The 24,191-nt window shown below is 34.0% G+C and carries 17 protein-coding genes; 10 read left to right on the top strand and 7 right to left on the bottom strand.

Annotated features, from left to right (window positions below; translation table 11 throughout):
- Window positions 1-2: 2 nt before the first annotated feature.
- Window positions 3-3,524, top strand: coding sequence for an efflux RND transporter permease subunit (locus tag ABJF52_RS08765; RefSeq protein ID WP_348149150.1), 3,522 nt, complete (start codon window positions 3-5; stop codon window positions 3,522-3,524).
- Between the two features lie 107 nt (window positions 3,525-3,631).
- Here the strand turns inward: ABJF52_RS08765 and ABJF52_RS08760 are convergent, their stop codons facing one another.
- A complete protein-coding gene (locus ABJF52_RS08760; RefSeq protein ID WP_348149148.1) occupies window positions 3,632-4,378 on the bottom strand; it encodes a DUF4184 family protein in 747 nt (248 codons plus the stop codon).
- Between the two features lie 313 nt (window positions 4,379-4,691).
- Here ABJF52_RS08760 and aspS point away from each other — a divergent pair, with 313 nt between their 5' ends.
- The 3 genes from aspS to ABJF52_RS08745 all read left to right on the top strand — a co-directional run bounded on the left by aspS (window position 4,692) and on the right by ABJF52_RS08745 (window position 8,592).
- Window positions 4,692-6,440, top strand: coding sequence for an aspartate--tRNA ligase (aspS, locus tag ABJF52_RS08755; RefSeq protein WP_348149146.1), 1,749 nt, complete (start codon window positions 4,692-4,694; stop codon window positions 6,438-6,440).
- Window positions 6,441-6,529: 89 nt separating this feature from the next.
- A complete protein-coding gene (locus ABJF52_RS08750; protein WP_348149144.1) occupies window positions 6,530-8,311 on the top strand; it encodes a chloride channel protein in 1,782 nt (593 codons plus the stop codon).
- A gap of 29 nt (window positions 8,312-8,340) precedes the next feature.
- A complete protein-coding gene (locus ABJF52_RS08745) occupies window positions 8,341-8,592 on the top strand; it encodes a hypothetical protein (protein ID WP_348149142.1) in 252 nt (83 codons plus the stop codon).
- On the opposite strand, the gene ABJF52_RS08740 is transcribed toward ABJF52_RS08745, so the two are convergent.
- The 4 genes from ABJF52_RS08740 to ABJF52_RS08725 form a co-directional block, all read right to left on the bottom strand.
- Complete coding sequence (locus tag ABJF52_RS08740) at window positions 8,589-9,038, bottom strand: nucleoside deaminase (protein WP_348149189.1); 450 nt, start codon at window positions 9,036-9,038, stop codon at window positions 8,589-8,591. The genes ABJF52_RS08745 and ABJF52_RS08740 overlap by 4 nt on opposite strands.
- Before the next feature lie 110 nt (window positions 9,039-9,148).
- A complete protein-coding gene (locus ABJF52_RS08735; protein ID WP_348149140.1) occupies window positions 9,149-10,516 on the bottom strand; it encodes a DUF5723 family protein in 1,368 nt (455 codons plus the stop codon).
- 155 nt (window positions 10,517-10,671) lie between these two features.
- The gene (locus ABJF52_RS08730; protein WP_348149138.1) at window positions 10,672-11,436 is read right to left on the bottom strand and encodes a LuxR C-terminal-related transcriptional regulator; all 765 of its coding nucleotides are present in this window, start codon (window positions 11,434-11,436) and stop codon (window positions 10,672-10,674) included.
- A gap of 154 nt (window positions 11,437-11,590) precedes the next feature.
- Window positions 11,591-12,403, bottom strand: a complete 813-nt coding sequence (locus tag ABJF52_RS08725; RefSeq protein ID WP_348149136.1) for a LuxR C-terminal-related transcriptional regulator — start codon at window positions 12,401-12,403, stop codon at window positions 11,591-11,593.
- A 285-nt stretch (window positions 12,404-12,688) separates the two neighbouring features.
- Here ABJF52_RS08725 and dxs point away from each other — a divergent pair, with 285 nt between their 5' ends.
- Window positions 12,689-14,461, top strand: coding sequence for a 1-deoxy-D-xylulose-5-phosphate synthase (gene dxs / locus ABJF52_RS08720; RefSeq protein ID WP_348149134.1), 1,773 nt, complete (start codon window positions 12,689-12,691; stop codon window positions 14,459-14,461).
- Between the two features lies 1 nt (window position 14,462).
- Window positions 14,463-15,590 carry a DUF3078 domain-containing protein gene (locus ABJF52_RS08715; RefSeq protein ID WP_348149132.1) on the top strand — a complete coding sequence of 376 codons (1,128 nt, stop codon included), beginning with the start codon at window positions 14,463-14,465 and terminating at the stop codon, window positions 15,588-15,590.
- Between the two features lie 57 nt (window positions 15,591-15,647).
- Here ABJF52_RS08715 and ABJF52_RS08710 read toward each other — a convergent pair whose 3' ends face one another.
- The gene (locus tag ABJF52_RS08710) at window positions 15,648-16,991 is read right to left on the bottom strand and encodes a deoxyguanosinetriphosphate triphosphohydrolase (RefSeq protein ID WP_348149187.1); all 1,344 of its coding nucleotides are present in this window, start codon (window positions 16,989-16,991) and stop codon (window positions 15,648-15,650) included.
- Between the two features lie 227 nt (window positions 16,992-17,218).
- On the opposite strand from ABJF52_RS08710, the gene ABJF52_RS08705 reads away from it, so the two are divergent.
- The 3 genes from ABJF52_RS08705 (at window position 17,219) to ABJF52_RS08695 (ending at window position 22,123) form a co-directional block, all read left to right on the top strand.
- Window positions 17,219-18,655, top strand: a complete 1,437-nt coding sequence (locus ABJF52_RS08705) for a hypothetical protein (RefSeq protein WP_348149130.1) — start codon at window positions 17,219-17,221, stop codon at window positions 18,653-18,655.
- Between the two features lie 83 nt (window positions 18,656-18,738).
- Window positions 18,739-21,570 (top strand): TonB-dependent receptor, encoded by a 2,832-nt coding sequence (locus ABJF52_RS08700; RefSeq protein WP_348149128.1) that lies wholly within the window; start codon window positions 18,739-18,741, stop codon window positions 21,568-21,570.
- 166 nt (window positions 21,571-21,736) lie between these two features.
- Window positions 21,737-22,123, top strand: coding sequence for a carboxypeptidase-like regulatory domain-containing protein (locus ABJF52_RS08695; RefSeq protein ID WP_348149126.1), 387 nt, complete (start codon window positions 21,737-21,739; stop codon window positions 22,121-22,123).
- A gap of 75 nt (window positions 22,124-22,198) precedes the next feature.
- On the opposite strand, the gene ABJF52_RS08690 is transcribed toward ABJF52_RS08695, so the two are convergent.
- Window positions 22,199-22,555, bottom strand: a complete 357-nt coding sequence (locus ABJF52_RS08690) for a nicotinic acid mononucleotide adenyltransferase (RefSeq protein ID WP_348149124.1) — start codon at window positions 22,553-22,555, stop codon at window positions 22,199-22,201.
- Window positions 22,556-22,942: 387 nt separating this feature from the next.
- Here ABJF52_RS08690 and ABJF52_RS08685 point away from each other — a divergent pair, with 387 nt between their 5' ends.
- Window positions 22,943-24,139 (top strand): porin, encoded by a 1,197-nt coding sequence (locus tag ABJF52_RS08685; RefSeq protein WP_348149122.1) that lies wholly within the window; start codon window positions 22,943-22,945, stop codon window positions 24,137-24,139.
- Window positions 24,140-24,191 lie beyond the last annotated feature (52 nt).

Raw genomic sequence — 24,191 nt, 5'->3', positions numbered from 1 at the left:
TCATGAGTAGCAAGCAAAAGAAAAACGCAGACAAAGAGTTTAGCATATCATCTTGGGCAATTGATAATCCATCGGTTATTTATGTAATGATTGCTATTTTTTTATGGATTGGATACTCAGGTTATCAAGAAATGCCTCGAGAAGAATATCCTGAAATCGTAGAAACTAAAGTATACATCAGCACTCCTTACCCAGGTAACACAGCAGAAGATGTGGAGCGTTTAATTACCGACCCACTAGAAGATCGTTTAAAAAACGTGAGTAATGTGGTAGAAGTAACCTCAACTTCACAGGAAGATTATTCGATTATAATAGTGGAGTTTGATGAAGAAATCACCGTAGAATCCGCCAAACTAAAAGTAAAGGATGAAGTGGACGGTGAAAAAGCGAGTGAAGATTGGCCAACATTTAACAATGCCAAGGTTGAACCTAATATTTTCGACCTGAACCTGTCAGAATCTATTCCGATAATGAATGTTAATTTCACTGGCGATTATCCGGTAGAAAAACTTAAAGAATTTGCAGAATATTTACAGGACGAGGTAGAAGACCTTCCACAAATTAAGGAAGTAAGTATACGTGGAGCACAAGAAAAAGAAATTGAAATTGCTGTTGACGTTTACAAAATGATGGCCGCTAAGGTTAGTTTTCAAGATGTATTATCTGCTGTGAGTAACGGTAATACAACCATGTCTGCAGGTAACATTGAAGGTGGTGGTCAAAGACGAACTATTCGTGTTTTAGGAGAAATTACTAATCCCAATGAGTTAAACGACTTTGTTGTTAAATCTGAAAACGGAGCTGTTTATCTTAAAGATATTGCCAAAGTTAAATTTCATGAAGAGGAAAAAACAACCTTTGCTCGTGAGTTTGGCGAAAGCGTTGTAATGCTAGACATTAAAAAACGTGCTGGCAAGAATATGATTGAAGCCACTACCAGTGTAAGAGAGTTAGTAAAAATTGCTCAGGAAGAATATTACCCAGCCGATTTAAATATCACTATTGCTAATGATTCTTCTGGCAGAACACTGAATAATGTGGATGATTTAGTAAACAATATTATTTTCGGTATCCTGCTAGTGGTAACGGTTTTAATGTTCTTTTTAGGATTTAGAAATTCTCTTTTTGTCGGCTTTGCTATACCCATGTCAATGTTCATGTCATTTATGATTTTGAATTTATTGGGTTACACCTTAAACACCATGATTCTTTTTGGAATGATTATGGGGCTTGGTATGTTGGTTGACAACGGTATTGTAGTAGTCGAAAATGTTTATCGCTTAATGAGTGAAGGCATGACGCGAACCGAAGCTGCAAAAAAAGGTATTGGTGAAATTGCATTCCCAATTATAATTTCAACTTTAACTACAGTTGCGGCCTTTGTCCCACTTGGTCTTTGGCCTGGTATTTTCGGGCAATTCATGAAGTTTTTCCCGATTACACTTTCAGTGGTTTTAGGATCATCTCTTTTTGTTGCTATTTTCATGAACTCCATGTTAGTTTCCCAATTCATGGAACTTGGTGAAAAAGAATTGAAACTAAAACAACTTATTCGTTTAAGTATAATTCTTGGAGGTTTTGGCCTGTTTATCTTAATATTTGGAGGTCAAATACGCGGATTAGGAAGTGTTTTAATATTAACTGCAGCAATGTTCTGGGTGTATAAGTATGCATTAAAAAAATGGGCTGTACGCTTTCAGAATACTACCATGGTTCGTTTTGAAAATTGGTATGAAAGAAGAATTCAACATGCATTAAGAGGTCGAAACGTATATTGGTATTTTGGCATCACTTTTATGATGTTAATTGCGGTTTTCATGCTTTTCGGAGCTTCCCTAGGTAGTGGACGAACTAAAGTTGAATTCTTTCCGGATAACAAACCCAATGAAGTTTACGCCTATATAGAATATCCACAAGGAACTTCTATTGCAAAAACAGATAAGCTTACTAAAGAAATTGAACAAAAAGTTTTTGAAGTGGCTAACCAAGATAAATACACCAATGGTGAATTCAATTATCTAGTAGAATCTGCAATTACACAAGTGGGCGAGGGTGCAGGAAATCCGATGACTGATGGTGGTTCATCTGCTGAAATGCCGCATCGAGGAAAAGTAACAGTATCTATGCGTGAATATAAGTATAGAGAAGGAAGGGATACTGAAGAACTTCGTGCTGATATTCAAAAGGCATTAACAGGCATTTATCCTGGCGTAGCTATTTCTGTTGAAAAAGAAGCCAATGGTCCACCTGCTGGTTACCCTATAAATATTGAATTAGAAGGTAAAGATTATACTGAATTAATCAATACAGCTGAAGATATTAGAAATTTCATCAATACGAAAAATATTGCTGGTATTGAAGAACTAAAGATTGATGTTAACAAAGGGAAACCTTCAATGGAAGTGGTTGTAGATCGCGAAAAAGCTGGTGAACTCGGTGTTACTGTTGGCCAAGTAGGTCAGCAATTACGTAGATCTGTATTTGGTGAAAAAGCAGGTGTTTATAAAGTGGATGGTGAAGATTATGATATTAATGTTCGCTTCAATGAAAATCTGCGCTATAATAAAAGCGCCATATTTAACCAAAATATGATTTTTAGAGATCCCGCAACAGGCCAAATTAAAGAGATTCCTGTAGCCGCAGTGGCAAAGCAGAAAAACTCTTCTGGATTCAGTGCGATAAAACACAAGGATAGTAAAAGGGTAGTAACAGTTTATTCGCAACTTACTCCTGGCTTTAGTGATGCAGGTGCAATCGTAGCAGAAATACAAAAAGAGATGGGAAGCTATGGTAAACTTCCAGCTGATGTTAAAATTGATTATACCGGCCAAATAGAAGAACAAAATACGCAGATGATGTTTTTAGTAGGAGCATTCTTTTCCGGACTTGGACTTATCTTCTTGATTTTGATTTTCCAATTTGGGGGTATCTCAAAACCATTTATTATAATGATTGCTATCTTCCTTAGTTTTATTGGAGTATTTGGAGGATTGATGATAACCGGATGGTCCTTCGTTATCATGATGACTATGATGGGCATTATTTCTTTGGCCGGTATTGTTGTAAATAATGGTGTTGTATTATTAGATTATACTCAAATTTTAATTGACAGAAAAAAGGTTAATCTAAACCTCGATGATAAAGATTTATTGACCTTGCCACAAGTAACAGAAGTTATTACAACAAGTGGTAAGGCGCGTTTACGTCCAGTAATTCTAACAGCCATTACTACCGTACTTGGACTAATACCATTGGCGATTGGACTAAACATAGATTTCTTTTCACTTTTTAATACGGGTAACCCTAACATCTATATCGGTGGTGACAATGTGGTATTCTGGGGACCATTAGCTTGGACAGTAATTTTTGGATTAATTGTCGCTACTTTCTTGACTTTAATTATAGTTCCGGTATTATTTAATATTACATATCGACTTAAAATTTGGATAAGAAGTAAAAGCAAAAAAGAGGTTATAGAAGAGGAGGAAGTAATAATTAATAATCCAGAAAATTCATTTATCTAGTTCATAAATTCTATATATGAATCGTCCTAAAATAGGTTGACACAAAATCGCTTATTTCAGGACGAGACAATAACTACAAAAAAGCCCTGATTTAAATCTGGGCTTTTTTATTCGTCTTTTGATAAGGCTAAATGCTTTTTTGGATGTATTAAATTGAAAACACTAGAACTCAATATTAGTCCGATTAAAAAACCAGCACACAGAATTACAATGCGCTCACCAAATTCATTATAATCTTCAAAAAAATATCTAATAAAATAGACAAGAACGGTAATAAAAAAAACCATGAACCAATAACCCAGTATATTCTTAATTGCTGTCTGATTGACTATTTTAACCTCGGGCATTTTCACAATAAAACTCCAGATTGCTAGTGCTCCTAGCAAACTAAAACCATATTGAAGTATACTATATACAGGTATTTGATACACCTCCTCATTAAAAAAGGCCATTTTAGTTACAAAGAAACCGTCGAAATGAGTAAACGAATCCCAAAGTAAATGACTAAAATTTCCAACAAGGATTGAAATAATAACCTTAAAAAAATTTGATTTCAGGTATGCAATCCAATTAAACTCTAAAAAATCAGCAAATCTTTTTCTAAAAAATATTGGCAAGTTTAATATCATTTGATTGCGAACTAACACATGATACAGTGTAATAAATAGTGACGCTATTGGCACATTTAACCATAACATACCCCAAACCGAATGCCCATGTGGCCCATTAGCTTCAAATCTTAAAAAAAATTCGAAATCAGGCACCATACTCCCCATAATTAAACCTGAGGCAGAGAAAACTCTACGCTTTAAAAGAGGCAATATTATGGCTGGATGTGAGGCTGTAAAAGGCATAATTAGTTCATAGTTTTAAACCATATATACATTTAAAACTATTTTTAATTGATAATTATTGTTCGAATTCTAATATGCTGAACGTTTAAACTTAAAATATATTTTAAGAATAATCCTACAAATTATTACTTCGATTTGGTGCAGTTCTTAAGGAGTGATGAACAAAGCAACCTTAAAAAAAATTAGTCTGTACTATTTAAGTTGATCTCTAGATAAATCAACCTCACATTGATCAAACACACTGGCAATTATTACGGTAAATAAATAGTACAGTGATAAATACTTCTTAAATTTGCGTCTTTAAATTTATCTAATGTACAGAAGTCACACTTGCGGAGAATTACGAGATTCACACATTAACAATGAAGTTACTTTATCTGGTTGGGTTCATAAAACCAGAGACAAAGGGTTTGTAACTTGGGTTGATCTTCGAGACCGCTATGGTATAACGCAATTGGTATTTGATGAGGACCGTACTTCAAGTGAGCTTATTGCTAAGGCACGTGAATTAGGTAGAGAATTTGTCGTTCAAATAAAGGGGCAGGTTATCGAACGAGCTTCAAAAAACCCAAATATTCCAACTGGAAATATTGAGGTCTTGGTTACTGAGCTCAATGTTCTAAACGAATCCAAAACACCGCCTTTTACTATAGAAAATGAAACAGATGGTGGTGAAGACCTTCGTATGAAGTATCGATATTTAGATATTCGAAGAAACCCTGTAAAAAACAACCTTATTTTTCGCAGTAAAGTTTCAATGGCCGTTAGAAAATATCTTTCTGACGAAGGCTTTATAGAAGTTGAGACCCCCTATTTAATAAAATCTACTCCAGAAGGTGCACGTGACTTTGTAGTACCTAGTCGTATGAACGAAGGACAATTCTACGCATTACCCCAATCACCTCAGACCTTTAAACAATTATTAATGGTTGGTGGTTTAGATAAATATTTTCAGATTGTAAAATGTTTTAGGGATGAGGATTTACGTGCCGATAGACAACCTGAGTTTACACAGATAGATTGTGAGATGGCTTATGTTGAACAAGAAGATATTTTGAGTGCTTTTGAAGGTCTTACAAAGTATTTACTAAAAGACGTAAAGGGAATTGAGATAGATTCTTTTCCAAGAATGACCTTTGATGATGCCATGAAAAAATATGGCAATGACAAACCTGATATTCGTTTTGGAATGGAGTTCGGTGAATTAAATGAGGTTGCCCAACACAAAGATTTTAATGTCTTTAATTCGGCAGAATTGGTTGTTGGTATAGCCGTTCCCAGTGGTAACTCATACACAAGAAAAGAAATCGACAAACTTACCGACTGGGTAAAGCGGCCACAAGTAGGTGCCTTAGGCATGGTATATTGTCGATGTAACGATGACGGAAGTTTTAAATCTTCGGTTGATAAATTCTACGACCAAGAAGATTTAGCAAAATGGGCTGAAGTTACAGGCGCTAAAGCGGGAGACTTAATCTGTGTACTTTCTGGCGCCAAGAATAAAGTAAGAGCGCAACTTAGTGCTTTACGAATGGAATTAGCCGAAAGACTTGGGTTACGTGACCCAGAGGTATTTGCTCCTTTGTGGGTTGTGGATTTTCCATTATTAGAACTTGATGAAGAAACTGGTCATTACCACGCAATGCACCACCCGTTCACTTCTCCGAAACCAGGACAATTAGAATTATTAGATTCTGACCCAGGTGCAGTGCGTGCGAATGCATATGATTTGGTATTAAACGGAAATGAAATTGGTGGCGGTTCTATACGTATTCACGATAAAGATATTCAAGCAACGATGTTCAAACATCTTGGCTTTACCCCTGAAGAGGCGAAAGCACAATTTGGCTTCTTAATGGATGCTTTTCAATATGGAGCTCCTCCACACGGAGGTATCGCATTCGGATTAGACAGACTCGTAGCTATTTTAGGTGGACAGGAAACCATTCGCGATTTTATCGCTTTCCCTAAAAATAATAGTGGTCGTGATGTAATGATTGATGCCCCAGCTACAATTGACGATGAACAGTTGAAAGAGTTGAATTTGAAAGTAGAATTATAAATTAATTCTAAAATCCGCTTTTAAATTTTTAGCATTTAATTCTTAATGAGAATTAGATACCTTTGGCATCGTATAAATGGCCTACACCAATGCCAACCAAGATAAATTCATTAATTAAGCGTGCCTTAAAATGGAGGTACAAAAATATCTCACACAAGACCTTTGTGTATATCATGAGTGTTTTTGTAGGTCTATTAGCTGGCTTAGCCTCAGTAACCCTTAAAAACTTTACCTTTTTCATAGAATCAATTCTTTCAAAAGGTATTCTAATATCGAACAATTTCTATTTTATCCTACCCATTTTAGGACTCTTTTTGGTCTTCCTTTATATCAAATTTGTACATAAAGAAAAACTACAGAGTGCCATATCATCTATCTTATTTTCGTTATCAAAAAAGAAAGGAATTATAGCTCCCAAACAAATCTACACGCAGCTTTTAGCGGCACCACTAACAGTTGGTTTTGGTGGTTCGGTCGGATTATTGGGCCCTGCTGTTGCTTCCGGAGCAGCTATTAGTTCCAATTTAGGTCGAGCGTTCCGCATCAATGCTAAAACAAGATCCTTACTAATAGCATGTGCCTCTGCTGGAGCCATTTCCTCAATATTCCAATCGCCAATTGCGGCCATTATCTTTGCAGTTGAAGTTTTTAGTTTAGACCTTACTATGCTTTCTGTATTACCGCTTTTATTAGCCTCCATATCAGGTGTACTGACCTCCTACTTTTTTATGGGCAATGAAGTGCTTTTCAAATTTTCATTAATTCAAAGTTTTGAAATAAAAGACACTCTTTTTTATATCCTTCTAGGTGCTGGCACGGCAATTGCTTCCGTGTATTTTACACGTATGTATTTCGGTATAATTAAATTATTTGAACCACTAAAAAGTCCGAAATACAAATTATTGGTTGGCGGAATTGCTATTGGAATCATGTTATATTTTATTCCACCACTTTATGGTGAAGGTTTTGGTTTTATCAATAATCTATTAGAAGGAAATCACTCTGCAGCGTTAGGTCAAACCCCATTCGATAAATACATTAGTAATATTTGGGTTGTAATAGCCCTTTTATTTGGAATAACAATTTTTAAAGCAGTAGCAATGACTACCACCCTAGCTGCTGGAGGTGTTGGTGGTATTTTTATTCCCACCTTAGTAATGGGCAGTGCTCTTGGCAACGTGATGGCTAAGGTTATTAATAACTCTGGATTAGGTTTTGCAGTATCTGAAAGTAATTTTACACTTATTGGAATGGCTGGTTTAATTGCCGGGGTATTGCACGCACCATTAACTTCAATTTTTTTAATTGCTGAAATTACCGGTGGATATGAGCTTTTTGTACCCTTAATGATTACCGCTTCAATTTCATATTTAGGTAAGAAACAAGTAATGGAGCATACTATTTACACCAGAGAATTAGCCGAACAAGGAGCATTATTAACTCATGATAAAGATGAAAATGTACTTAACATTATGCAACTTGATGATGTAATTGAACAAAATTTTAAAGTGGTTACACCAAATATGTTGCTCGGAGAAATGTTACATGAATCGGTCTCGAAATCAACTCGAAATATTTTTCCGGTTGTTGATGAGTATAAAAGGCTTGTTGGAATAATTTTACTCGACGACATTCGCGAATTTATGTTCGATTTATCTTTGTATAAAACTACAATAGTAGCAGCTTTTATGCATGATCCACCAGCCATTATTGAATATGAAAAACATTCGATGCATAAAGTTATGCAGTTGTTTCAGGAAAGTGGCGCCTGGAATTTACCTGTAATTAAGAACGGTATGTATTACGGTTTTATATCAAAATCGAAACTATTAACAGCTTACCGAAAAGAACTTCTTAATTTTACACGGTAAGTTTGCATACTAGATATAAATAAAAAACGATGAAATACTTCATTCTTTTATTGGTCATAGTTTCTTTGGGTTTAATTATTTACGGATTTTCGTTGGATGCTTCTTTAGAAAATCTTGCCAATAAATATATTGGTTCAGGTACACTACTAATTTTCTTAGTTGCAATGCCTTTATTTTTATACAAACAGAGTAAATCAAGAAACTTCAAAGATTATATGCTAACTGATGAGAGCGTTAGACGTATGCAAGGGAAAGAGCCTAAAAAACCTGAAGATTCTTAGTTAAGATTTCTCTTTTTGACGAAGAATTTTTTTAATAATGCAGCAGCCTCATCTTCTAGAACCCCTCCTTTTACTTCTGTTTTGGGATGCAATTTCGCACCAATAGCTTCGAAACCACGTTCAACATCTTTAGCAGCATATACTATTTTCGAGATTTGACTCCAATATAAAGCACCTGCACACATTTGACAAGGCTCTAGTGTTACATAAAGCGTACAATTGCGCAGATATTTACCTCCTAAAAAATTAGCAGCAGCCGTAATCGCTTGCATTTCTGCGTGTGCAGTAACATCATTTAATTGTTCAGTAAGATTATGTGCTCTAGCTATTATTCTATCTTTTACTACAATAATTGCTCCAACGGGTACTTCATCCTTTTCAAAAGCGGCTTCCGCTTCTTGTAAAGCTTTCTTCATGTAATAAGCATCATCGTAGGGTAGCATCATAAAGGCTAAAATACAATTCTTCATTAATGATTAAAAAAAAGGAAGAAAAAAACCCTACTTAAAAAGTAGGGTATATTCTAGAATATGTCTAACAATTGACATATTATTCACTAATTATAATTAATCTTTTTATATAATGGAATTTTTAATCCTACATAGACATCGGCATTTTTACTGTTTTCAGAAATTAAATTTGTTAAAACAGAACCAGAACCAAATGTTAACGGCCCTAATCTAAATCCAAGTCCCCAGGCCAAATCACCATATTGACGTATACCTATTGGAGAATAAACACTAACCCATTTAGATTCCCATCTTGGCGCTAAAGTCGCTGTATTAATTATGTTATTAACAATACCGCTGGTAGATTTACGCATTGAAAGTGACGTATGCAATCCCACATACCATTTATGACCAACATAATAATCTGCCATAATTTGCATAGCTGTAGGCAGTAATATTTTCTGTTCACCAGTAGTAGTTGTTCCTGTATAATTATCTTCTAAAACCTCATCTAAATCTTTAGTTTCAAATTCTAACGCATTAACATTTCCAGTAGCATCATAGTCGGTACGTTCGGTATCTTTATAATTAATACTACCAATATCAGTAATTGCCAGTGCTACCTTAAATTTATATTGTTGCGGAATCGTACCTTGGACGTTGTCGTCAATAATTCTTTTTCTAAATTCATATACTAACCCTAAATCCACGCCAAAACCACTTTGCAAATCACTAAATTCAGGGGAGTCACTTTCAAATCCTGGAGTACTTCCATAGGCTAATGAACCTTGAGTTGATAAAAAATTTGTGGTCCCATTATAATTACCGCTTAACTCTGGAGAATCAACAAAAAGGCCACCAGCTCCCATAAGATATTTAAAAGTTACACCACCTTTGATAAACTGATCTTTTGTTTTTAATATCTCTCTTCCGTAGGTAAGTCCTATTTCTGAAAACACATGGATAGTTGTGTTCAAATTATTGGAGTCGAAATTAAAATCATTTCCGATTTCAAAACCATCCGATATTCGCTCATACAAGTTACCATCAATATTATTTAAGTTAAATAGACCTCTAACCCTAGTTGTTAAAGCAATACTCTGCTTTTCCCCTACATTAAGCATAAAAGAGGGACCTAACACATCTACATTACCAAAGAAATGATTATTTGATAACGGATATCGTTCGGCATCTGTATCAAAATCAAACTCACCATTGGAAATTAAATCAGAGATTGACATACCAATAAAATCACTTCCCACAAAACCACTAGCAGACACTAAATTGATATCACTGCTAAAAGGAGAATCAAAAACATTTGCCGGATTAACAATTACCCCATGAACACCTGCATAATTATCCATTACATTACCAACATAACTTTGGGCGTTTAAATGAGAATGAGAAAAGACCCCTATTATAGCCAAGCCAAATAGGTGAAATGCATTTATAACCTTATTATATTTTCGTATCATAATCACACATTAAATAGCACTAAAAGTGAATTTCATTAGGCTATTGAACGTGTAATTATTAATTAAATTATAATTGTTAAGTAGGATTTATACTACAATTTTAGTGATGTATAACAAAATGCCCTTTGGTATACAATCGACTTATTCTAATCAACTTAGAATATCTGATTCTGATTGCAATAATTTATTATCTCTGAAGAAGAGTTAAACTTTAATTTTGATAATATGTTTTTTCGGTGCGTTGCAGTAGTATGAATACTAATATTTAATCTCGTTGATATTTCCTTGGTAGAATGGCCTTTTGCTAATAAACGGACAACATCAAATTCACGATTAGTTAAACAATCAATAAGAAGTGATTCAGAGTAATTCTTGTAAAACAAGGTTTCATACTCATCGTTAGCATTCAACTTTTTACAAACTCCAACCATTGGCTGTTTCTTTACATTACCTAAGATAACATTCTGAGAATAACCAAGTATTGGTTTACCCTTTTTATCAAAATATAATGGTGTTTGATGAACTTGAATGTTCACATATTTATTTTTGCTGTTTTTTAATCGATAGTTCCAAGAATATACACAATTTACTCTATCCTTTTTCTCAACTTTATTCATGGTGTGAATCATAAGATCATCTAATATTTTCAACCAAATAGGCACATCCTCTGGATGAATTTTAGAAAAATGAAAAGACATCCCATTTTCAACCACATCACTTTTTTTATACCCTAAAAGTTTCTCATAGTTCTCACATATATATTCATACTTCTGATCAACGGTATTTTGAACTAATATATAAGACTGTAATTTTGGCAAATATTGGTCTAGTTCAGCTAGTTTTTTAATATGCTTGTCAACCGCTGTATAATCTATTGTAGCGTTTGTACTAAATGTTTTTTCGTATGATTCTAAATTCATATTTCGTTCTAATAAATTTGCACCATGGTGCTGAAATTCAAATAAATTAAAATGTTTTTAAAATAGAAAAAAGGAAAGTTCAAGGCAGGGGTTTTATTTGTTCGACAAAATAGATATTAAAATATGGTTTTTATATACCCTCCACAGGGTATATTTAAAGGATTCCATTTTTCTTACAGAATAAAATAAGATCCTGGACATGGCTTACACCTGCTTTTCTAAAAATTTTCTTTCGGTGCGTGGCAACCGTATGCTTACTTATATATAATTTCTCTGCAATTTCCTTATTTGTACTTCCATCATTTATAAGCGCTATTATTTCTTTTTCTCGATTGGTAAAGTAATCTTGGTACACCGAATAAACAATATTCTTAAAAGACTGTATATCCAATTCATTCGCCTCAAAACTCCATTCAACGCAATCATTACTATCCATAAATGAAATATCTGTTAGCAATGAAAAATTACTAATCATTTTTCCTTCATTATTTAATTCATAAGATGAAGATTCTCGCAAAACCTTCATGTAAGTACCATCTTTCTTACGTAACCTAAAAGTGAGAAACAAGTGAGCTGGCCCCTCACTTAAATCAACAGCTATTGCATGTTTAATTACTTCTTGGACAATATTCATAACTAATTCCCGATCATCAGGATGTATATACTCAATTAAGTCTTCGGTATTAAACTCTTCTAAATCATATCCCGTTAGATTTTTAAGTCCTTTTTCAAATACATTTCCACCATGCAACCAACATGCAACATATATACACTGCTTGCTATTTATAGGAAAATTATCTAAATGTTCATAGGATACCTTATTGCATTCATAATTAGAAACAATACTTTTAATTTCTGATTTAAAAAGTTGCATATTTTTTCTATAGTCTTGCTTCATTACAAGTAGTTGTACTGTTTTATAGGTGTTATAATTTTGAAGAGGGGAAATAACTCTTAGTGATTTCATTGAATTATAAAAAAATTGACTTTTTATGGTCAACTATAATAAGGGCATTATTCTTGATAAGGAAATACAATAAATTTCAAATTTTGAAGAGATGGTGCACCGTTTGTATTACGGTTTTGATAAATGTGGTGAGGGAATATCATATTATTGTCTAGGTTTGGATTTTCAATTTAGCAAAAAGTACTCAAAACCAAAAACTTAGAAATACATTTGAGTTGAAATGTATAATTAACAAGTTATTTAACAGTGCTTTTAATATTACCCGATTAAATTTGTAGTTCGCAGATGGCTTTACTTTCGCAATTAGGTTCTCCAATAGACCTTCGTAAATTAAAAATTAACGAATTACCTAAACTCGCCCAAGAACTACGTGCTTTTATAATTGATATTGTTGCAACTAAGGAAGGACATCTAGGGGCAAGTTTAGGTGTAGTTGAATTAACAATAGCCTTACATTATGTTTTTAATACTCCAAATGACAATCTCATTTGGGATGTTGGTCATCAAGCTTACGGCCACAAAATATTAACGGGCAGAAAAGAAATTTTTGAAACCAACCGTCAATTAAATGGCATTAGTGGATTCCCTAAACGAAGTGAAAGTGAATATGATCATTTTGGCACTGGTCACAGTTCAACTTCAATTTCCGCTATTTTAGGCATGGCTATCGCCTCAAAACTAAAGGGGGATTCCAATAGAAACCATATTGCCGTAATTGGTGACGCTTCTATCGCTAGCGGAATGGCTTTTGAAGGGTTAAACCATGCTGGCGTAACCGATGCTAATATACTCATAGTATTAAATGATAATGCTATTGGAATAGACCCAAGTGTTGGAGCATTAAAAAGATATCTCACCAATGTAAAAAAGGGAACTGCTAAGGATGAAAATATTTTTGAATGCTTAAATTTTAATTATTCGGGTCCTATTGACGGTCATGACCTAGACACTTTGATTAAAGAATTTACGCGACTAAAAGCTATCCCAGGACCTAAACTTTTACATGTTATTACTACAAAAGGTAAAGGGTTAAAAAAAGCTGAAGAAAATCAAGTTGTTTATCATGCACCAGGCAAATTTGATAGCGAAACTGGGGAGTTAGCGCCAAAATCAACCGAGAATTTACCTCCAAAATATCAAGATGTTTTTGGATATACATTGCTTGAACTTGCCGAAAAAAATGAAAAAATAATTGGAATAACTCCAGCCATGCCCACTGGTAGTTCCATGAAATATATGATGCATGCATTTCCCAATCGTGCTTTTGACGTAGGTATTGCCGAACAACATGCGGTTACATTAGCAGCTGGAATGGCGACAGAAGGCCTTATTCCTTTTTGCAATATATACTCAACTTTTTTGCAACGAGCCTACGACCAAGTTATTCATGATGTAGCACTTCAAAATCTCCCAGTTATTTTTTGCTTAGATAGAGCTGGTTTTGTTGGTGAAGATGGGGCCACACACCATGGAATTTATGACATTGCATACTTGCGCTGTATACCTAACCTTATTATTTTTACACCTATAAATGAAGAAGAGCTACGGAATATGATGTATACAGCTCAGAAAGGTTTAAAAAATCCAATTGCTATTCGATATCCTAGAGGTAGCGGAACTACACAAGATTGGAAAAAACCTTTTCAAAAAATAAATATAGGCGAGTCCTTAGAACTAAGAAAAGGTTCGGATATAGCAATCTTATCGATTGGACCTATTGGGAATACTATAACCGAAATTATATCCGAACTTGACCATAATACAACCATTGGTCATTACAATATGCGTTTTGTAAAACCATTGGATGAATCTTTACTTAAAAATATATTCAATAATTACGGTTATATCATTACTGTTGAAGATGGTTGTAAAATAGGAGGTTTTGGCTCTTCAATTCTTGAATTCGCCAATAATCATAATTTTAAAAACACAATCAAAATCTTCGGAATTGAAGATTCCTTCTTCGAACATGGCACTACTCAAGAATTGTATCAACTTGCTAAAATTGACAACACAACTATTAAAAAACATTTACAGAAATTAATTGAGACCCTATAATATGTTGAAAAAAATTGCACTCCTATTTGTTTTGTTTTTAAGCTTTTTGAACCTAGTTGCACAAGACGAATTACCGAACGAACAAAAAACGGATTCTATAAAAACAGCTCCGTATGTAATGGACACAACCCTCATTGACACTATTGTTATAAGAAGGATGCAATCGAGGATTAAACAAAGAACTGAAAGTGTAAACCTACAAAACACTACTATTTCGTTCAAAAAAACGAAACCATTAAAAGAAGGGTATAAAAAATTTCAAGTTCCAACATTTTGGCAAAGTGTAAACTTAGTAGGCTTAAATTTTAGTCAAGCTGCTTTTGTAAACTGGAATGCTGGGGGTAACAATTCTATTTCTGCTCAAACTAATGCTCGTTTTGAGCGCAATTACAAATTCAGGTATTTGCAATGGGAGAATATTTTAGAAACCCAATACGGCATCAACTTACAAGAAGGTCAGAAAATAAGGAAAACCGATGACGCCATTCGTGTAAGCTCTACTTTTGGTTACCGAAGAGATACTATTAGTAATTGGTACTACTCTATGAAAGCGAATTTCAACACTCAATATACCGATGGTTATACATATCCCGACAGAGAAACACCAATTTCTAGAGTGATGAGCCCTGGTTACTTTTTCTTAGGCGCGGGTACCTCTTATATATCTGAGGATAGAAAATTTAATTTTTACGGCTCACCACTTACTGTAAAATCAACCTTTGTGCTTGATCAAGACTTAGCAGATAAAGGTTCTTTTGGTGTGGAAAAAGCAGTCTTAGATACTGATGGAAATATTATAGAAGAGGGAAAGAACATATTTTTAGAGGTTGGTTTACTCGTCACTAATAATTGGGAAACTCAACTCATGGAGAATATTGGTGTCAAACATCGGTTGAATCTATATACGGATTATCTGCAAAGCTTTGGAAATATTGATGTGGATTGGGAACTCAACTTCAGCCTAAAGGTCAATAAATATATTGTAACAAGTTTAGGAACAAATGTAATTTATGATGATGACATTCTATTTGACCCTATAACAAACGATGCTGGTATTGTAACGTATGCCGGTAAACCTAAAATACAGTTTAAACAACTACTTGGTGTAGGGGTAGCCTATAATTTCTAACTATGATGGGGTTTAAGCTATTATAATTCAATACAAAGCTTAAACCCTTTCTGATAGTTATATTTCCAAACCAGATATTTTTCTGTGAATATGTACTGCAGCACTGTCAGATAAACTGGCTACATAACAACAGCAGTTTAAAAGAATATTATACTTAGAAGCTTCTTTATTATGGTACAATTTTGGAAATGTTTGTAACATTAATTTATCGTAGTTAGAGGCATTATTTTCTTGTTCTCGAATAAGTGCACCTGTATAAACATCAAGTATATCAGAAATTATTTTATATCCTGCGATTTCTTTTTCCAGAACTTCAGTCGATTGATATACCTTTTCAACACTTAACGAAATAATATCACTTATTTGAGCTTCGTATGCACTCTTATCTAATAGAGAAACATCAAAATCACCCTTTAAAATAGCATCCTCATTCGCAATAAAAATCTTTACTGCATCATTGATCAAAGTACTAATTGCTAAAGCTCTTAAATAACTCAAACGATCAGCTTTGAATTTAAGTGAGTGATACTTTTTAGTATTAATATTATCTTTTACCAACTTAATTAAATACTCTAAGGCATATTCTTCAGAAATTAAACCCAAATTAATTCCATCTTCAAAATCGATTATGGTATAGCAAATATCATCAGCTGCCTCAACCAAATAAGTTAACGGATGTCTTGCAAAAGAAATATCATCGCCTTTCCTAGTTTGCAACAAGCCTAGCTCCTTAGCAATATTTTCAAAAGCATTTTTTTCAGACTGAAAAAAGCCAAACTTTTTATCAGCAATATGCTTTGTAGGTTTTTTTGGAAGCGATTCTTTTGGATACTTCATAAATGCTCCCAAAGTAGCATAGCTTAAACGCAAGCCACCAGCAACACCTTCTCGCGATTCGGTAAGTAATTTAAACCCGTTAGCATTGCCCTCAAAATCAATTAAATCTTGATATTCTTTTGCTGATATTTCAGATTGGTATTTTTGGCCATTTCCATTTTTAAAATACTCGCCTATTGCCTGTTCTCCACTATGCCCAAAAGGTGGATTGCCAATATCATGTGCTAAAGCAGCAGCAGCTACTATAGCTCCAAAATCATTAAATTGATACCCATGCACCTCTCGTAAGTGCGGATGCTTCTCTAAAATCTTCTTTCCAGCTATTCTTCCCAAACTTCTGCCTACAACAGAAACTTCAAGACTATGTGTTAAACGCGTATGTACAAAATCTGTTTTTGAAAGTGGGATTACCTGAGTTTTGTCTTGAAGACTGCGAAATGAAGACGAAAAAATAATTCGGTCATAATCCACTTCAAAACCCAACCGGGTTTCATCTTGTTCTCTACGTAATCTTTTATTGGTATCGCCTTGTCTTTTTAATGAGAGTAACTCTTCCCAGTTCATTAATAGTGATTTCTGTGCAAGATACATCATTTTACAGGCGCACAGAGTCATCATTATAATTCACTTAACATTCTCTTAACGATCTAACAATTAACTAACATAAAAGCAATACACATTTAACCTCCGCATCATACCACTTTTACAAGTGACCACTTTATTTGCAACGTATTAAAAATGAGCAGGTGCTCAAAACAAACTATAACAATACATAAATTAAAACGAGACAAATGAAAAAGTTATTTTTATCCTTATTAGCTACTACGGCATTGGTTGTATCATCATGTAGTGATGATGATGAACCGGCTATTATAGATGCTCAGGCAACTTGTAACGATGGTATTCAAAACCAGGGCGAAACAGGTGTCGATTGTGGTGGTCCAAATTGCCAAGCTTGTGTTTCTGATGTTGACCCAACAGCTACATGTAGCGATGGTATTCAAAATCAAGATGAAACTGGAGTAGATGAGGGTGGAGTTTGTTCTGAAATAATTACTGTCTCAGGTGAGATTGCTACTGACACAACCTGGGAAGCTTCAAAAATGTACTTATTAGCAGGTAAAGTTGTTGTTGGTACAGGTGTTACTTTAACTATTGAACCAGGTACCATTATTAAAGGTAAGCCAGGTTCAGGTTCTTTAGCTTCTGCTTTAATTGTTCAAAGAGATTCAAAAATAATGGCAGAAGGTACTGCTGAAGCACCAATCATTTTTACTGCTGAAGAAGATAATATTGCTATTGGTTCAACTGCCGGCACAAACTTAGATCAAAACCAAAGAGGTAAATGGGGCGGTTTAATTATATTAGGAAGAGCAAACGGTTCTTTTAAAGGTGATGTTACGGAAGTACAAATAGAAGGAATTCCTGCAGATGATAATTTTGGTCTTTATGGCCCTGGAGATGCTCAAAACGACGCAGATAATTCAGGAATCTTAAATTATGTTTCTATCCGACACGGTGGTGCTTTAATTGGAGAAGGAAATGAGATTAACGGACTTACTCTTGGTTCTGTAGGAAGTGGTACTGTTATTTCCAATATTGAGGTTGTTGGAAACGTTGATGATGGTGTTGAATTTTTTGGAGGAACAGTAGACGCGACTAACCTAATGGTTTGGGCTCAAGGTGATGATGCTATTGATGTAGACCAAGGTTATTCCGGTACAATTAGCAATGCAGTTGTTGTTGCTGGTGATGTTTCTGATCACGCTTTCGAAATTGATGGTCCAGAAGGTACAGCAGATCCTACAACTGACTCATTCATTATTGAGAACGTTACAATATTCGGTAGTTCAGTTGCACCAAACGGAGAGTATGCTGATTACAGAAGTAACGCTATGGGTATTACTAAAAACATTTATGCTTCTGGTTTTCAAGATGGTAAAGATGTTGAGTTAGATGCTAATGATGTAGCGCAGAATTATATTGATGACTTATTAAACTTCGAATTCTGGGAAGTAACTGGAGCTGACTATACCATTTTTGCTGAAAAAGTTGCTAAAGATGAAAACGATGTTGAAATCGAATCTACAATCATTGCAGATCCAACTTTCACTGAAGCAGCTGAAGACTGGACTACTACGGTAGACCAAGATGCTAATACTGTCGGAGCTACTTTAACAGACTTTAGCTGGACGTATTCTAACACTAAAGCTGGTTTAGGATTCTAATACAATATCAACAATAACTATATCCTTTTGCTCGCCTTTTCAAAGGCGGGCATTTGGTTTATAAAGAGATAACCTTTATTTCAATGAAAATAAATTTTAAATTACTAGCCCTCGCCCTTTTAATTATTCAATCGGCTTTCTCACAAGAAGGAGAAGTTACCGGAAAAATTATCGATGCAGATTTCCAAGACCCGGTTGCATTTGCCAATGTTTTAGTTAAGGGAACTACTACTGGTACAACTACAGATTTCGATGGTGTCTACACCCTCTCATTAGAACCTGGCACTTATACTTTAGAGTTTTCTTTCTTAGGCTATAAAAGTGTAGAGATTACTGAAGTTGTAATAAAAGAAGGAGAAGTTGCAACTGTAAACTTAACCATGCAAGTCTTAGCTGAAGGGTTAGATGAAGTAGTAGTTTCAGTATCTGTAAAGAAAAATACAGAAACGGCTGTTTTAGGTATTCAGAAAAAAGCCGTTAATGTACTTGACGGGTTATCTGCTGAAACTTTTAAGAAAACTGGATCTAGCAATGTTGCTAGCGCGATTAAAGCAGTACCAGGAGTTTCAGTGCAAGGTGGGAAATATGTTTATGTAAGAGGTCTCGGAGATCGATACACTAAATCAATATTAAACGGTGTTGATATCCCCGGACTCGATCCTGACAGAAACACCATACAATTAGATATTTTCCCTACTAATATTATCGATAATGTATTAGTATTAAAATCTGCTTCTGCAGATTTGCCAGCAGACTTTACAGGTGGTATCGTAAATATCATTACAAAAGATTATCCTACGAAAAAAGAACATACTCTTTCTATAAGTGGAACTTATAATCCAGATATGCACTTTAATAGTGATTATTTAGATTATGAAGGAAGTAAAACGGATTTTCTAGGTTTCGATAGTGGCCGTAGAGATGTGCCTATTAATTCAAATCAAGACATTCCAAGCACATCAGCCTATGATTCTCGATTAACGACTATTACAAATAGTTTTAGCCCAACTTTAGCTGCAATGAAAAGCAGTAATGGCATGGATTATAGCGTAGGATTCACTACCGGAAATCAATATATAGTTGGCAAAGAAGAGGTTAATCGTGTTGGATTTTTAGCTTCCGTGTCGTACAAAAACACTACTACTTATTATGATAATGCACAAAACAATTTTTATCGAAGAAATTCTGATACTTCAATAAATGAGCTCGAAACTTTTAGAACCCAAAGAGGAAATATTGGAACGAACAATGTATTGGTTAGCGGTTTATTAGGTACTTCCTTTAAAACAGAACGTTCTAAATACAAATTAAATCTTTTGCATTTACAAAATGGAGAGTCAACTGCAGGCATATTTAGCCAAACGCTCAATTTTACAGACTTTGTAAACTTCTCTAAAGATAATTTAGAGTATACACAACGCTCTATTACAAACGCTCTTTTATCTGGAACGCATACCAATGAAGAGGCTACTTGGACAACGGAATGGGCGCTTTCTCCTACCTTATCAAGAATAGAAGATAAAGATATTCGTACTACATCTTTTCAAGTTGAAGATGGTATTTCTTCAATACCTCAAAACAACCAGCCTAAAAGGATATGGAGAGATTTAGAGGAGGTTAATGGAGTTGCAAAATTAGATTTAACTAAAAGATATCAAATAAACGAAAAAGATGCTAAACTTAAATTTGGCGCCTATGGATCTTATAAAGCTAGAGATTTTGGTATAATAAATTTTGAAATAGAAAGTAATGCCTCTACCCTAATCTATGATGGCATGGCTGATAATATTTTAAAAGACGAAAACCTTTGGACAACTGCAAATCCTGTAGGTTCTTTTATTGACCCCGACATTTCTATTAGTGAACCTGCCAACTCGTATGAAGCGGTACAACAAAATATTGCAGGTTATGTTTCAAATGAATTTAAATTGGGGACAAAACTAAGAACGGTACTTGGAGTTCGAATGGAGAAGTTTGAAGCTAAATATACTGGAGAGGATAACCGTGATGCTAGCGATCCGCAAAAAGTTATATATGATGATCAAACAATAATTGACGAATTCGATTTTTTCCCTACTGCCAATTTAATTTACGAATTAACTGAACAAGTAAATTTAAGAGGTTCTTTTGCCAGAACAACTGCAAGACCCTCATTTAAGGAAGCGTCCATTGCAAAAATTTTCGATCCATTATCGAATAATACTTTTATAGGAAATATCGACTTATTACCGACGTACATTAATAATTTCGATGTTCGTGCTGAATGGTTTGGAACTAATGCTGAGATGATTGCTATAAGTGGTTTTTACAAAAAGTTTAAAGACCCTATTGAACTTACTTATTTTGAATCGTCTACCGACAATTTTCAACCACAGAATTTAGGTGATGCAGATGTACTTGGTGTAGAAATTGAAATTCGTAAAAATTTAGGTTTTATAACTAGCGCACTCAACAACTTTAGTTTTAATGTAAATACTTCTTTCATAAAATCCACTCAAATATACAGCGAGCAAGAACGCAACTTGCGTACATTAGGTTTAAGAGACGGCGAAACACTAGGTGAAGATCGTGAATTACAAGGGCAATCTCCATTTTTAGTAAATGCAGGTTTAAGTTATGAAGGAGAAGAAAACAATCTTCAAATTCGATTATCATATAATGTACAAGGTAAAACATTACAGGTTGTAGGTAATGGATTTGCTCCAGATGTATATACTATGCCTTATAACAACTTAAACTTTAACCTATCTAAAGGCTTTGGAGAAAACAACAATCAAAGTATTAATTTCAAGGTTACTAATTTATTAGGTGATGACGTTTTAAGTGAATATGAATCGTTTGGCGCAACCAATAAAATATTCTCTTTAAGAAGTCCAGGAACGGCTTTCTCATTAGGATATAGTATTAAATTTTAAGTAAAAACACCCACTATACATATGACGTCCTTGCTCAATTCGCAAGGACGTTATTTTTTGCTTTTAATAGAACACACTTCTTAACCTTTTTGCAACCTACTATTAACTTACACCTAACTTTAACTTTACATACAAGAACTTTCTTTGCCTTAGATAATATTATCTTATGAAAAATATTTTGGCGTTAGTTGTTCTTTTTTTTTCTACCGGCTTATTTGCTCAACAGGGAGCAATTAGAGGTACTATTCTAGACCAAGAAATGAATAACGAACCATTATTGCTTGCTAACATCTCTTTGAAAGGAGACAACATAAGTAAGCAAACCAATCTTTTCGGAAACTTTGAACTTGATAATGTTCAACCAGGAGATTATATTGTTCAAATTAGCTTTGCAGGGTATAACACCAAAGAAGTTGCCGTAAATGTTGTAGCGAATGAAACTATTGTAATACAAGAAACATTATCAGCTCTTACATTTGAATTTGATGATACAACACTAAATTCTAAAGCAAGTAATGAAGAAAAAATTGCTGCGAATACAAGTAGGAAATAGAACTATATTAATATAAAGCATAAAAAAATCCGTCAGTTTAAAACTGACGGATTTTTTTGTTTCATCAAACTAATTTCAATTTTTAGTTACACGCACTGAACTTTCTTTATTAACTACACTAGCAATTGCATTGTTACTAAATTCAACTTCTTTTAAAGAACCTTCGTTCCAAAAATTCCATTTACCAGTTTTCATACCATTCACATACGCACCTTCCGAAATTTTTTCACCTGCTTCATTATAACTAATCCAGTTACCATGTAATTTTTTATCCAAATTAAAAGTGCCTTGTTGACTAATCTCACCATTTTCATGATAATAAGTAGCTTCTATTAAATTAGTTTCAGTATTCATTTTCATCTCTTTCTCTTTTTGAGCAAAGGCAGAACTTGATACCAACAATATGGTAAGAATTAAATATATATATTTCATAATAATCTGATTTATTTTAAATAATAAATTTAAAGATACGTTTTAGGTAACATTTAAGCAACTTTTTGATAACATTAAATTTACATTAGAAACCTTTTATATTGATTATTAGTATGTTACCAAAAACCTATTTATGAATAAAATTCTCTTTCATCTACATTTACTCCAGTTTTAACGCCATAATAATTAATCTTTCTTTACACAATATCAGTATGTTATATATTCATTTACTCAGGAAGAAATACAACTTCAATAGTTTACTATCAACCTAAATAATGTTCAATATATTTTTAAATTTTTTACTTTCAAGAGTATTACGTAATATTTACATTACATTAAATTAACTTTGACAAAAACGCTATTGAGACAATTATTTCAAAACCTCAAATGAAACTCAAGCATACTTTTTTAGGACTATTCCTGTCCATCCAATGCATTTCGTACGCTCAAGAAACTAAATCCAGTACATTTGGAAATGGCTTGTTTAATTTGATTGGTAAAGACAGCACCTGGTCAATGAAAGCAGGTCTTAGAATGCAATTTCTTACGGTTGCAAATTGGGATAAAAATATAGATGGTGGATTTGAAAATCTGCAGGAAAATTTCTCAATCCGAAGAGCCCGTGTGAAATTTGATGGATTCGCCTATTCACCTAAACTTAAATATAAAATTGAATTAGGCCTTTCAAATAGGGACATTTCCGGCGCTTCAGAATTCACGAGCAATTCTCCCAGATATATTCTGGATGGCGTTTTAATGTATAATTTCTATGGTAATTTCGAGTTTTGGATGGGGCAAACTAAGCTTCCAGGAAACATGGAAAGGGTAATTTCTTCAGGTAACTTGCAACAAGTTAATCGTTCATTATTAAACAGTAAATTTACTTTAGATAGAGATCAAGGCATTCAAATAAGACATCATTTCAAACTCTCAGAAAAATTCTTAATCAAAGAAAAACTAGCGCTCTCACAAGGTGAAGGCAGAAATATTACAAGTGGCAATCTAGGAGGATTACAACATACTGCACGCATTGAGATCTTTCCTTTTGGTGATTTTAAAGCATATGTTGCCAGTGATTTAAAAAGAAACACGAGCCCAAAACTAATGCTTGCTGCTACCTTTGATTACAATAAGGATGCTGTAAAAACACATAGTAATCAAGGAAGTTTTATGGTAACTGATATCGGCTTTTACGAAACAGACATTAATACCATATTTGTGGATGCCATGTTTAAATATTTAGGGTACTCCTTTATGGCTGAATTTGCCTACAGAAATGCCACTGACCCAATTGCAATAAATTCGGATGGCACACCGACAGGGGATATCGTTCAAATAGGCAGTGGACTAAATCTACAAACTGGATACTTACTAAGTAATAACTGGGAAGTATCTGGTAGATTTACAAATATTGACTTGGATGAAGAAATTACTGGAATAAGTGCACAAAACCAATATACATTAGGACTTTCTAAGTATATTGTTGGTCATAAATTAAAAGTACAGACTGATTTGAGCTACTTATCTGAAACTGTTGACAACGATGAATTAATGTGGAGATTACAAGTTGATATTCACTTTTAAAATATAACCTTTAGATAACATTGTACAAAGAACAGTTATAGATATTTGCCAA

The sequence above is a fragment of the Aurantibacter sp. genome (assembly GCF_039941195.1).
In the GTDB taxonomy this organism is placed as follows: Bacteria; Bacteroidota; Bacteroidia; order Flavobacteriales; family Flavobacteriaceae; genus Aurantibacter_A.
Note: the sequence above shows the minus strand (reverse complement) of the source record. Positions and strands in the feature narration are given on the sequence as shown.